Annotated in this window: 9 protein-coding genes; 4 read left to right on the top strand and 5 right to left on the bottom strand. The window is 69.8% G+C overall.

Annotated elements, in window-relative coordinates; translation table 11 throughout:
* Positions 1–299: 299 nt before the first annotated feature.
* The 5 genes from ME121_RS00165 to ME121_RS32940 form a co-directional block, all read right to left on the bottom strand.
* Positions 300–2,687 carry a sensor domain-containing diguanylate cyclase gene (locus ME121_RS00165; RefSeq protein WP_059407779.1) on the bottom strand — a complete coding sequence of 796 codons (2,388 nt, stop codon included), beginning with the start codon at positions 2,685–2,687 and terminating at the stop codon, positions 300–302.
* A gap of 143 nt (positions 2,688–2,830) precedes the next feature.
* Positions 2,831–3,022, bottom strand: a complete 192-nt coding sequence (locus ME121_RS00160) for a hypothetical protein (RefSeq protein WP_059407778.1) — start codon at positions 3,020–3,022, stop codon at positions 2,831–2,833.
* Positions 3,023–3,025: 3 nt separating this feature from the next.
* Positions 3,026–3,376, bottom strand: coding sequence for a DUF3140 domain-containing protein (locus tag ME121_RS00155; RefSeq protein WP_059407776.1), 351 nt, complete (start codon positions 3,374–3,376; stop codon positions 3,026–3,028).
* A gap of 57 nt (positions 3,377–3,433) precedes the next feature.
* Complete coding sequence (locus ME121_RS00150; protein WP_059407774.1) at positions 3,434–3,946, bottom strand: DUF892 family protein; 513 nt, start codon at positions 3,944–3,946, stop codon at positions 3,434–3,436.
* A 103-nt stretch (positions 3,947–4,049) separates the two neighbouring features.
* On the bottom strand, positions 4,050–4,187 hold the full coding sequence (locus tag ME121_RS32940; protein ID WP_185156782.1) for a hypothetical protein: 138 nt from the start codon (positions 4,185–4,187) through the stop codon (positions 4,050–4,052).
* Positions 4,188–4,405: 218 nt separating this feature from the next.
* On the opposite strand from ME121_RS32940, the gene ME121_RS00145 reads away from it, so the two are divergent.
* The 4 genes from ME121_RS00145 (at position 4,406) to ME121_RS00130 (ending at position 12,178) form a co-directional block, all read left to right on the top strand.
* Complete coding sequence (locus ME121_RS00145) at positions 4,406–5,923, top strand: ATPase domain-containing protein (protein ID WP_059408269.1); 1,518 nt, start codon at positions 4,406–4,408, stop codon at positions 5,921–5,923.
* The gene (locus ME121_RS00140) at positions 5,920–7,974 is read left to right on the top strand and encodes a PAS domain-containing hybrid sensor histidine kinase/response regulator (RefSeq protein WP_059407772.1); all 2,055 of its coding nucleotides are present in this window, start codon (positions 5,920–5,922) and stop codon (positions 7,972–7,974) included. Before ME121_RS00145 ends, ME121_RS00140 begins: the two co-directional genes overlap by 4 nt.
* A gap of 235 nt (positions 7,975–8,209) precedes the next feature.
* Entirely contained in the window at positions 8,210–10,432 is a 2,223-nt protein-coding gene (locus tag ME121_RS00135) for a CHASE3 domain-containing protein (RefSeq protein ID WP_059407770.1), read from the top strand.
* A gap of 213 nt (positions 10,433–10,645) precedes the next feature.
* On the top strand, positions 10,646–12,178 hold the full coding sequence (locus ME121_RS00130) for a sensor domain-containing diguanylate cyclase (protein ID WP_059407769.1): 1,533 nt from the start codon (positions 10,646–10,648) through the stop codon (positions 12,176–12,178).
* Positions 12,179–12,223 lie beyond the last annotated feature (45 nt).

Here is a 12,223-nt window from a genome sequence, read left to right as displayed (position 1 = left end):
CGATCCCTCGTGCCCGGGAGCGTCGGCCGCTCCTCCGGTGAGATCTACCTCGACATCCTGAGCCGGCTCGCGCCGGGCGCCGCCTGCGACAGGGTCATGCCGGCCGACGCCGACGCGGCGCTGCCGCAGGGCATGGCCCTGGCCGGGTCCGACGCGGCGTTCCTCAGGTGCGGGGCGCGCGTGGGGGATCGTGGGGGATGTCGTGTTTCCGCTTCCCCAGGCCCGCCTGCTGCCCGAACCGACCCTGAGATCCCTCTCCTTACGCGAGCGAGGTTGACGCTTGCCCCTCGCCGGTATGCTCAGGCGCGTTTTCGGGCGTCGGCGATGAGCGGAATCGTGCCATGCGTGTATTGGGCGAACTCGCCGATGGGCGACGGCCGTCCCATCAGGTAGCCCTGTGCCTCGTGGCATCGCTCGGCCACAAGGAAGCCGAGCTCCGCCTCCGTCTCGACGCCCTCGGCTAGGACCGGAAGCCCGAGGCCGCGGCCCAGGCCAAGGACCGAGCGCACGATGGCCGCCGTCTGCTCGTTGCTGTCGACCGAGCGCACGAACGAGCCGTCGATCTTGATCTTGTCGAACGGGAACGAGCGCAGGTTCGAAAGGGACGAGTAGCCCGTGCCGAAATCGTCCATGGCGATGCGGAGGCCCAGCGCCTTCAACTGCCGAAGGGTCAGCAGCGCCCGGTTCGGGTCGCTGATCAGCGCCGTCTCGGTCACTTCGACCTCAAGCCGGTATGGCGCAAGCCCGGTCTTGAGCAACACCTCGTGTACCAGGCCGACGAGGTGGGGGCTGTGGATCTGCACCGCCGAGACGTTGACCGCGACGGCGAGCGGTTGCGGCCAGGTCGCGGCCTCGCGGCAGGCCTCGCGCAGAACCCACTCGCCGATCTGCAGGATGGCGTCGCTCTCCTCGGCGATGGGGATGAACACCGCTGGCGAGACATAGCCGCGCTCGGGGTGCTTCCAGCGCAGCAGCGCCTCGAAGCCGATGACCTCGCCCGTGCCGACGTCGGTCTGGGGCTGGTAGACGAGCTGCATCTCCCCGCGAGCCACGGCGTGGCGCAGGTCATGCTCCAGCAGGCGGCGCTCGCGCACCTCGACGCCCATCTTCGCCTCGAAGAAGCGGTAGGTGCCACGCCCTTCCGACTTGGCGCGGTAGAGAGCGGTGTCGGCGTAGCTCAGGAGAGCGGCCCGCTCCTGTGCATCGTCCGGATAGAGGGCGATGCCGATGCTGGTCGCGATCTGTGGCCCGCCACCGTCCGTCCTGCCGGCGCGAAGCGCCTCCAGGATGCGCTCGGCGAGGCGGCCGGCCTCGGATGGCCCCGCGCACGGCATCAGGACGGCGAACTCGTCGCCGCCGAGGCGGGCCATCATCTGCGTGTCGTCGAGCTCGGCTGAGACGATGCGGGCGACGCTCTCCAGCATGGCGTCGCCGGCGGCGTGGCCGAACAAGTCGTTGACCTCCTTGAAGCGGTCGAGGTCGAGGCACAGCACCGCGAGCTTGCGCCCGCTCGCGTCCGCGGCGCGCAGCTCCTGGTCGATGCGCTTGGCGAAGCTGGCGCGGTTGGCCAGCCCCGTGAGCGCGTCGTGGTGGGCAAGGAACTGGATCTGGCTCTCGGCCTGGCGGCGGGCCCGCAGGTCGCGCACGGCGACGGCGAAGTGCGGGCGCCCGCCATACTCGACCGATTGCATGATGATCTCGACCGGCACCAGGGCACCGTCGGCCAGCCGGAGCTCGGCCTCGACCGGCCGCTCCGGATGGCTCGCCAGGGCGAGGCGGGCGGTGTCGCCGGGCAGGTGCGCCGACAGCGCCGTGCCCGCGAGCGCGGCCTGCGGCAGGCCGACGAGCTTAGCGAAGGCCCGGTTCGCGCTGACGATGGTGTCGCCGGTGCAGACGACGAGCCCTTCGACCGCTGCGTTGGCGAGGCTGCGCAGGCGGTCGGCCTCCACTTGCGCGTGACCTCGGTCGCGCACGTCGAGGGTCAGGGCGGCGGCCGCCAGGAGCAGGATGGCGAAGCTCGCGAGCGCGACCGCGACGGCAAGCCATGCGTTCGGGACCGCCGCCTCGGAAACGGCGAGCGTCGGGTCGGGCGTTATGGTGACGGCGCCCATGGCGGTGAAGTGATGGCTGCAGATGGCCAGCAGCAGCAGCAGGGCCGCCGGCAATTGCCGGACGAGGCCGCGGGCCCCTACCTGTGCCACCAGCGCCGCGCCGCCCAGGATGCCGCCGAGCGCGAGCGAGACGGCGACGGTGGCCGGGTCCCAGGTCTTGTGCCCGGCGACGTCGTAGGCGGCCATGCCGGTGTAGTGCATCGCGGCGATGCCGAAGCCGAGGATGGCGCCCCCGGCCCAGGCGGCCGTGCGCCCTCCCACCAGCACCGCGAGCGAGAGCCCGGACCCAGCCAGCGCGACGGCGATGACGAGGGAAATGCCGGTGAGCGCGACGTCGTAGCCGCTCGGCACGCCCGGTGCGAAGGCCAGCATGGCGATGAAATGGGTCGCCCAGATGCCGGAGCCGCCGGCGGTTGCCGCCACGGCGAGCCAGCCGGCCTGCGCCCAAGCCCTCGCCCGGCTCGCGTGGCTGATTAGGCAAACCGTTGTCAGGGCCGAGAGCGCGCAGATGGCCGCCGCGAGCGCGACGAGGCGGAAATCATGGGCCTCGACAAGGCATCCGACGACGGTGAGCATGAGGCGGCCCCGGGGACGTTCGAATCCCCATGTTGGGCCATGTCGGTGTAGATCGATTTAATGGCGCGCGACCGGTATATGGATCCACACGCAAGGCCCTGAAGCTTTGCTGCGGCGCGCCGTCGCAACTTCGTTCCTGTCGTTCAAGCCTGGGCAACCGACCCGAACGCTTCCAGGGCCGTTCGCCCGGCGTCGGAGGCATCCTCGGCGGAAGCATAAGCTTCCGGGGAGACGCGGATGGACACGCCGTCCGCGTCGGTCAGGTGCCAACGATACTGACCGTGGCTCTCGCCGCAGGCCTCGACGGTGACGGCCACCGGCGTCGGGTCGTCCATGCCTCAGGCTTCCTTCAGCGGGTCGTGGCCCCAGTTCATCAGCGACAGCCGCCAGGGCGAGTCCTTCACCGCGTCCTTGTCCTTCGGGCCGCCCTGCTTGAGGTGGCGGTGCACGTAGCCGACGACCTTGCGCATGTGCCCGTAATCGTCTTCCGACAACTCGGACTTGTTCTTGTGAAGCATCTCGACGATGCGCCGCCCCTCCACATGGCCCGTCGCCTCGCCGCCGTCCTTCCTCTGCCCGACCGACTGGCTGTCCTTGCTCTTGAGGTGCTTCTCCAGGGCCGCAGCCGTCATGTTCACGACCTCCTTGAACGCCTTGTAGGTCGTCTCGTGGTCGTCCGTCCCGGCCATTTTTCGCCTCCGCTCGGGTGTTGGGCGACCCCGCTCGGGGCCGCCTTAGGGTCGAGGTCAGCTATCGGCCTTGGAGCCGCCGAGTGTCAGGTCGAGGTAGGTCTGGGTCACCCGCTCGATCAGGGCGGCGATCTCCTCCGCCGCCTTGACCTCCTCCTCGGCGGATGCCCGGAATGCTGAAGCCTGGTCGGACTTGCCGGCGCGTTCGGCGATGACGGCGAGCGAGCGGTAGGCCGCGACCTGGTCATACTGGTAGGCGTAGCCCGCGTAGAGGTTCTTCAGGGTCTCGTCCTGGGCGGTGGCGTGCACCGCGGCACCGATGGAGCCGGCAACGCTAGTCACCGTCTCCTTGAGGGTCGAGGCGCTCTCGCCGACGGCTGCCAGCGCCTTGTCGAGGCGGTCGATCTGCCCCTTCGTGGTCTCGACATGGCGGCGCAGGACGGCGGCGTAGTCGGGGTAGCGTTCCAGGCCGGAAAGCTGGCGCTCCATCTGCTCCAGGCCCTGCTTCTCCAGGGCGCGCGTATTGCGAAGCGCGCCTGCGTAGATCGTACCGATGTCCATGTTGGCCATGCCGTCGTAGCTCCTCGTTGGTGTCGGGTTCGCCGGCCAACGTGGGATGGGTACCGCCGTTCCTAGGGCGGCCTGCGGCGGATGGGCCCTCTGGCGAGGTGGCCTACTTCGACTTGCCGCCCTTCTTGCCGAGCTCGGCCTGGGCCGACGAGGATGTGCGCGGGTTCGACTTGCCCTCGTGGCTCGCCTTCGCGTTCGCCTTCTTGGCCGTGTCGCTGCCGCGGCCCTTCTTCTCGGTCATCGTCGCCTCCTCCGGGATGGTTCCCAATGCCCGGAGTGTCTGCCCCGTTCCGAAGGACGACTTCGCGCGGGCCGCGTAACGGGTGACGCAACCCGCCACGCGTTACGTTCCAGGGGATCCCCACCATGCGGCGCAGCGAGCGCTGACAAGGGCTTGGCCGAGCGCTACGGTGTCAGCCCGCCGGGATCCGCCCGTCGCCACGGAGCCCGACCGACATGATGAGCGACACATCGACCAGCCCGCCGCCTGGTGGAGAGATCAGGATCTCGACCGGCGTGCCGGGCCTCGACGACGTCCTCGGCGGCGGTCTGACGCCGAGCCGGCTCTACCTGCTGGAGGGCACGCCGGGGACGGGCAAGACGACGCTCGCGCTGCAGTTCCTGCGTGAGGGCGTTGCCCGGGGCGAACGCACCCTTTACATCACCCTGTCGGAGACCGCGGACGAGCTCCGCGCCTCCGCGGCGACCCATGGTTGGACGCTCGACGGCATCGAGGTGTTCGAGCTGGTCGACGAGATGGGCCTGGACCCCGACAGCGAGCAGTCGATCCTGCACCCCTCCGATATCGAACTGGGGGAGACGGTGAAGGAGGTCATCGCGCTGGTCGACCGGACGAAGCCCGACCGGGTCGTGTTCGACAGCCTCTCGGAACTCCGCCTGCTGGCCCAGAACCCGCTGCGGTACAGGCGCCAGATCCTGGCCCTCAAGCGCTTCTTCGCCAAGCGCGCCTGCACCGTGCTGATGCTCGACGACAAGACCTCCGAGACGGGGGACGTGCAACTCCACAGCATCGCTCACGGGGTGGTGTCGCTGGACCAGGCACCGCGCGAGTACGGCGCCGAGCGGCGGCGGCTCCGCATCGTCAAGATGCGCGGCATCAAGTTCCGCGGCGGTTACCACGACTTCGTGCTGGAGACCGGCGGCATCCAGGCGTTCCCGCGCCTGATCGCGGCCGAGCACCACGCCAGCTTCGATCCCCGGGGCACGTCGACCGGTTCGGCCGAGCTCGACCTGCTGCTGGGCGGAGGGCTCGTGCCGGGCACCAACACGCTGCTGCTCGGACCCTCCGGCGTCGGCAAGACGACGACCGCGATCCGTTGCATGCTGGCGGCCCTGGAGCGCGGCGAGACGGCGACCTACTACCTGTTCGACGAGGGGCTCGCGACCATGCTGGTCCGGGCCGCGACGCTCGGTATGGATCTGGCCCCGCACATCGCGGCCGGGCGGCTGACCGTCACGCAGGTCGATCCCGCCGAGCTCTCTCCAGGGGAGTTCGCCTCGAAGGTCCGGGCTGCGGTGGAGGAGCGTGGCTCGACCTTCGTGGGAGTCGACAGCCTGAACGCCTACCTGCATGCCATGCCGGGCGAGGAGTACCTCATCCTGCAGATGCACGAGCTCCTGAGTTACCTGAACCAGCAAGGCGTCACCACGCTCCTGGTACTGGGCCAGCACGGCATCGTCGGCGACGTGCGCAGCGACGTCGACCTGAGCTATCTCAGCGACTGCATCCTGCTGTTCCGGTTCTTCGAGGCGAAGGGCCAGGTCCGCACCGCCCTATCAGTGGTGAAGAGCCGGGTGAACGCGCACGAGCGCACCATCCGCGAGCTGAAACTGTCCCAGGGTGGGTTGCAGGTCGGCGAGGCGCTCGACGACTTCGAGGGCGTGCTCACGGGCTTGCCGGCCTATCACGGGCGGGTCGCGATGCTGTCAGGCGCGTCCGAAGGCGGCAAGGCGTGAGCGTCCCCGTCGCGGACGAGGAACGCGTCCTGATCCTGTCGCCCCGCGGGCGCGACGCCCAGGTCGTGGGGCAGGTGCTGGACCGGGCGGGCACGCGCGCCGAGGCCTGCCCGGACATGGTGGGTTGGCTCGCCTGCCTCCAGGCCGGCGCGGGTGCCGCGCTGGTCACGGAGGAGGCGCTCGCCGACGGACGGCCGGACGACCTGTTCGCCTGGCTCGACGCGCAGCCGCCCTGGTCGGACTTCCCCTTCATCGTCCTCGCCACCCGCCAGGTGGGTCGCCGGCCCGAGCGCGCGGCGAACCTGCTCGGAAGGCTCGGCAACGTGATCCTGCTGGAGCGCCCGGTGAACGCCGAGACGCTGGCCAGCGCGGCGGCCTCGGCCCTGAGGGCCCGGCGTCGCCAGTACCAGGCTCGCGAGCACCTGCTGGAGCGCGAGCGCGCGCAGGAGCAGCTCCGGGACGCCAATGAGGACTTGGAGCGGCGCGTCGTCGAGCGGACGCAGGAAGTGGAAACCGCGCGAGAGACGCTGGCCTTCGCCCTCGATGCCGCCGGCATGGCGTCCTGGGACGTGGACTACGTCACGGGCACGTCCCGCCGCTCGCCCCGCTTCGACGCCATCTTCGGCTACGAAGCGGGCGCACCCGGCTGGGACCGGGACAGCTTCCTCGCCCACGTCGTCGACGAGGACCGCGATGCCGTCGAGGCGGCCTTCGCCGCGGTCGCCGAGACGGGCAGGCTCGACCTGGAATGCCGCGTCCGGCGCGCGGATGGGACCGTCCGCTGGGTTGCCATGCGCGGGCAGGTCAAGCGCGACGAAGCCGGTGCGGCGCTGCGCATCGCCGGCATCCTGATGGACCGCACCGACCAGCGCATCACCGAGGAGGCTCTGCGCCAAGCCCAGAAGATGGAAGCCATCGGACAGTTGACCGGCGGCGTGGCGCACGACTTCAACAACCTGCTCACCGTCATCGTCGGCGGCCTCGACATGATCCTGCGCCGGCCCGAGCAGCTCGACCGCGTCAAGCGCCTGGCCGAGGCGGCGATGGGCGCGGCCCGGCGCGGCGAGCAACTGACCCAGCAGCTCCTCGCCTTCTCCCGCCGGCAGATGCTGCGGCCGCAGACGCTCAACCCGAACCGCCTGCTCCTGGACTTCCGGCCCTTGGCCGAGCGGGCGGCGACGGGGACGGTGGAGCTCACCTTCGATCTCGACCCTGCGCTCGACCCGATCCGGATCGACCCGGCGCAGTTCGAGGCAGCGGTGCTGAACCTCGTCGTGAACGCACGGGACGCGATGGAAGGCCAGGATCGCCATGCGCGCATCGCCGTGACGAGCCGCAACGTCCACCTCGGGACCGCCGCAGTCGCCGATAGGGGGGTGGCGCCCGGGGCCTACGTCGTCATCTCTGTGTCGGATACCGGCACCGGAATCCCGCCGGATAAGCTCCAGCGGGTGTTCGAGCCGTTCTTCACCACGAAGGAGGTCGGCAGGGGGACCGGGCTCGGCTTGAGCCAGGTCTACGGCTTCACCCGCAGCGCTGGGGGGTTCGCGCAGATCGAGTCGGAGGTCGGCCAGGGCACGACGGTCAGCCTGTACTTCCCGCGCTCGACCGACCCGGCTGACGAGGAGGCCGCTGTCGGTGCGGCGAGTTCGATCCCCCTGCGCCGCGCCGGCGAGGGCGAGACGGTTTTGCTTGTTGAGGACGACGAGCAGGTGCTCGGCATGGCTGTGGAAAGCCTGGAGGAGCTGCGCTACCGGGTCATCGTCGCCCGCAACGCCGCCGAGGCCCTGGAGCATCTCCGGGGCGTTGAGCGCATCGACATCCTGTTCTCCGACGTGGTGATGCCGGGGGGCATGAACGGCTCGCAACTGGCCGTCGAGGCGCAGAGCCTGCGGCCCGGCATCAAGGTCCTGCTCACTTCGGGCTACGTGGCGAACCTCGACGAGGGGCAGGTGATCGGGCGCGGCGTATTACCGGTGCTGAACAAGCCCTACCGCCGCGACGAGCTCGCCCGGTCGTTGCGGCTCGTGCTAGGTGGCGAGAGCGCCTGAGGCCCCTGGACTCCCTGGTCCCATAGTTGCGAAACGTCATCCCGGCGGGAACGGGGGAGACGAGGATCTAGTCCGGTCGCAACGGCGACGCTTCCGCAAAACGCACGCAATCGTCGGCCATCGTGCTAGACAGTACCTGCAAGCGCGCACGCGACTCCAAGTCCTTGGCGTTCGAGCAAGCTCCGCGGCGGCGCGGCCCACCCCGGGCTACGGCGCGGGCGGCGGACCCAGATCCATGTCGAAGCGCATCGTCGCGCGCGCGAACCTCCTCGTCTTCGGGGTGCTGCTCGCCATCCTCGCCCTGGTCGGGATTGTGACCTGGGAGCGCCTCAACGCCTCGCGCGAGGCCCGGGAATGGTCTCAGCACAGCTACCGCGTTCTGGGAACGATGAAGGATCTCGCAATCGCGTTGCGTGATGCCGAGACCGGGCAGCGCGGCTACGTCATCACCGGCAAGGACGACTACCTCGCCCCTTACGACTCCGCCCGTGACCGCCTCGGGGTGCTCCAGGGCGAGCTCCAGAAGCTCACCGCCGACAACCCCGCCCAGCAGGAGCGCCTGCGCGCCCTTGCCCCGGTGATCCAGCACAAGCTGGAGGAGCTCGCGCAAACGGTGCAGCTGCGCCGCGACGTCGGCGTCGAGGCCGCCGGGCGCCTAGTCAACACGGACGTCGGCCGCGGTTACATGAAGGAGGCCGAGACCTCGCTCGCGGCCATGCTGGCCGATGAGGAGGCGCTGCTCGCCCGACGCCTGGGCGAGAACGACGCCCGCGCCGCCTGGGTGCGCTGGACGACCCTGGGTGGCTCGCTCCTCGCCGTCCTGGCGCTGCTCTGGGCGGCCCGCCTCCTCAACCAGGCCTGGTCGCGGTCCTACCGGACCGAGGCCGAGCAGCGCACCCTGGCATTGCGCTTGAGCACGACACTGGACAGCCTCAGCCAGGGCGTCGCGGTGTTCGGTCCGGACCGGGCACTGACGAACTGGAACGAATGCTTCCAGGTGCTGCTCGACCTGCGCAGGGCCATGATCCGGCCGGGCACGTCGTACGCCGCCCTCGCCGAGCACACGGCGGAGACAGGGCGGCCGGTGCTGGAGACCTGGGACCAGGTCAGCCATGGCGGCACCGGCCCGCGCGAGGCGGTCGTGTACGAGCGCTCCCGCGCCGACGGCCATCACCTGGAGCTGCGCCGCACGCCGATGCCGGATGGTGGGTTCGTCCTGACCATCTCCGACATGACCAAACGCGCCCAGGCCGAGGGGGTGCTGCGCGAGGCGCAGAAGATGCAGGCCATCGGGCAACTCACCGGCGGCATCGCGCACGACTTCAACAACCTCCTGCAGGTCATCCTCGGGAACCTGGAGTTCGTCCGGGCGAAGCTCGACGGCGACGCCAAGCTGCAGACCCGCATCGAGCGCGCCGCATGGGCCGCCCAGCGCGGCGCGACGCTCACGGGCCAGCTTCTCGCCTTCGCGCGCAAGCAGCCCCTGGCACCGGCCGCCATCGATCTCGCCGCGACGATGCCGGACCTCGTGCCGCTGCTCCGGCGGACGCTCGGCGAGCACATCGAGGTGCGTTACGTCGAGAGCGCCGGGCTGTGGCCGGCCATGGCCGATCCGGCGCAGCTTGAGAGCGCGGTGCTCAACCTTGCGCTGAACGCACGCGACGCCATGCCGGGCGGCGGACGCCTCACCATCGAGCTCGGCAACAAGGTTCTGGACCGCGAATACGCCCGCCACCACGCCGAGGTGGTTCCGGGCGACTACGCCATGGTGGCGGTGTCCGACACCGGCCACGGCATGACGCCGGAGGTCGCCGCCCGGGTATTCGAGCCGTTCTTCACGACCAAGCCCGACGGCAAGGGCACCGGGCTCGGCCTCGCGATGGTGTTCGGCTTCGTCAAGCAGTCCGGCGGCCATGTGAAGATCTACTCGGAGCCTGGTCATGGCACGACGGTGAAGATCTACCTGCCCCGGGCAATCGGCCAGCTCGCCGCGGTCGGTGGACGGACTGCGGCGCCGGTCGAGCTTCCTCGCGGCTCGGCCACCATCCTGGTGGTCGAGGACGAGGCGGCGGTGCGCGAGATCGCCTGTGCGATCCTCGCCGACCTCGGCTACCGCGTGCTGGACGCTGCCGACGGCGAGGAGGCCCTGCGCGTCTTCGGGGCGAACGCCGCGGCCGTCGACCTGCTGCTGACCGACGTGGTGCTGCCCGGGAAGGTCAGGGGCCGTGAATTGTCGGAACGCGTCCAGGCGGTCCGGCCGGAGGTGAGGGTGCTCTTCATGTCCGGCTACACCGAGAATTCCATCGTCCATCACGGCCGGCTCGACGATGGCGTTCACCTGATCGGCAAGCCGTTCAAGCGCGAGCAGCTCGCCCTCAAGGTCGCCGAGGTGATTGGGGCCAATCACTCTGTCGAGACGGGAAACATCGTCGCCCTTCGACCGAAGCGGGACTCTTGAGACCTCACCCGGAGACCGACAGGGTTCCCGGGTGACATCGGCCTCGCCTCGGGTGCGCCTACGCCCAGCCCATCGGATCTTAGGCCATGCTCTCAACCGGGCGTTAGCCACGACCATGTTCAATGCCCAGTGACGACGCGTCCGGGAGCCATTCCTAAGGTTTGAAAGCGGTAGAAGTCCCTCAAGGATAGAACTAATGGAGGGAGCGGGCTGATGATCCTGCTGCGCAGCCTGTCGCATGTCCTCCGGTCTGGCCGCACCTGGGTTGTGTTGGGGGTGCTCGGCGTGCTTGCGCCCGCTGGCATGCTGGTCGTGTCCGGCCTGATGCTGCTCGATCTGCGCCGTGACGCTTGGCGGAATGCCGAGCAGACATCCCAGAACCTGCTCCAGGTGATCGAGCGCGACATCGCCCGCAACGTCGAGATCATCGACCTGTCCCTGCAAGCGGTGGTCGATAACCTGCGCGCCCCTGAGACCGCGGCGGCGAGCCCGCGGGCGCGCCAGATGATCCTGTTCGACCGCGCCGCCAGCGCCAAGGACCTCGGCGTCATGCTGGTTCTCGACGAGAACGGCGATAGCATCCTCGACGCCTCCTCGCTGCCGGCCCGGAAGGTCAACAACGCCGACCGCGACTACTTCCAGGCTCACAAAGCCCATGCCCATCTCGGGCTCCTCATCAGCAAGCCGGTCGTTTCGCGCCTGCTCGGCGCGCCCATTGTCGTGCTGAGCCGCCGCATCGACAAGCCGGACGGCTCGTTCGGCGGGGTGGTTCTGGGCAGCCTGAAGCTGTCCTACTTCGCACGCCTCTTCGACCAAATCGGCCTCGGGCGCGACGGCGCGATCAATCTCTACCTGCGCGACGGCACGCGCATCGTGCGCCATCCCTACGCCGACGCGGACATCGGCACGAACCTCGCCGGCACCCCGAACTTCGAGCGGTTCGTGCGGGAGCGCGGCGGCACGTTCGTCGGCACGTCGGTCCGCGACGGCATCGAGCGGCACTACGCCTTCACCGAGGTCGGCGACCTGCCGCTCGTCCTCAACGTCGCCCGGTCGACGCGCGAGATCGAGGCGGAATGGCGGGCGAAGGCGCTCGTCATCGCCACGGTCGTGCTGGTCCTATGCGGCCTGACTGTCGCCCTGTCGCTGTTGTTCGGGCGGGAGCTCCGGCGACGCGCGGAGATGCATGCCGAGATGGCCCGGCTCTCTCGGACCGATCCCCTGACCGGGTTGGCGAACCGGCGCCGGTTCGAGGCTGCCCTGGCAGATGCCGGCGCGGACGCACGTCGCACCGGCAATCCGTTGTCGCTGCTCGTCGTCGATGCCGACCACTTCAAGCGTTTCAACGACCGCTACGGCCACGCGGTCGGCGACGAGGTGCTCAAGGGTCTCGCCGCCTGCCTGTCCGCGAGCGTGCACCGACCCGGTGATCTCGCCTGCCGGGTCGGCGGCGAGGAGTTCGCGCTGATCCTACCCGGCACCGACGAGGCCGGCGCCCTGCGGGTCGCCGATGAGGTGCACGCCCAGGTGTCCGGGCTGGCGGTCGGCTCGGCCGGCATCGAGCCGGGTACCGTGACGGTCAGCATCGGCTTGGCCTCGGGCATCCACCAAGTGCACGACCTCTACGGCCGGGCCGACGCGGCGCTGTACGAGGCCAAGGCGAACGGGCGGAACCGGACGCGATGCGCGCCGGCCAGGCTTCGTGAGCAGGCGAACGGACGAGCGCTCCGCGTCGTCGAGGCGTGAGCGTCCGCCAAGCTCGCATCCGTGCGGTGGATGGTTGCGCCCATC

Origin of the sequence: Methylobacterium sp. ME121, from assembly GCF_000974725.1 — a bacterium.
Taxonomy (GTDB): Bacteria; Pseudomonadota; Alphaproteobacteria; order Rhizobiales; family Beijerinckiaceae; genus Methylobacterium; species Methylobacterium radiotolerans.
This window is presented reverse-complemented; position numbering and strand designations above follow the sequence as displayed.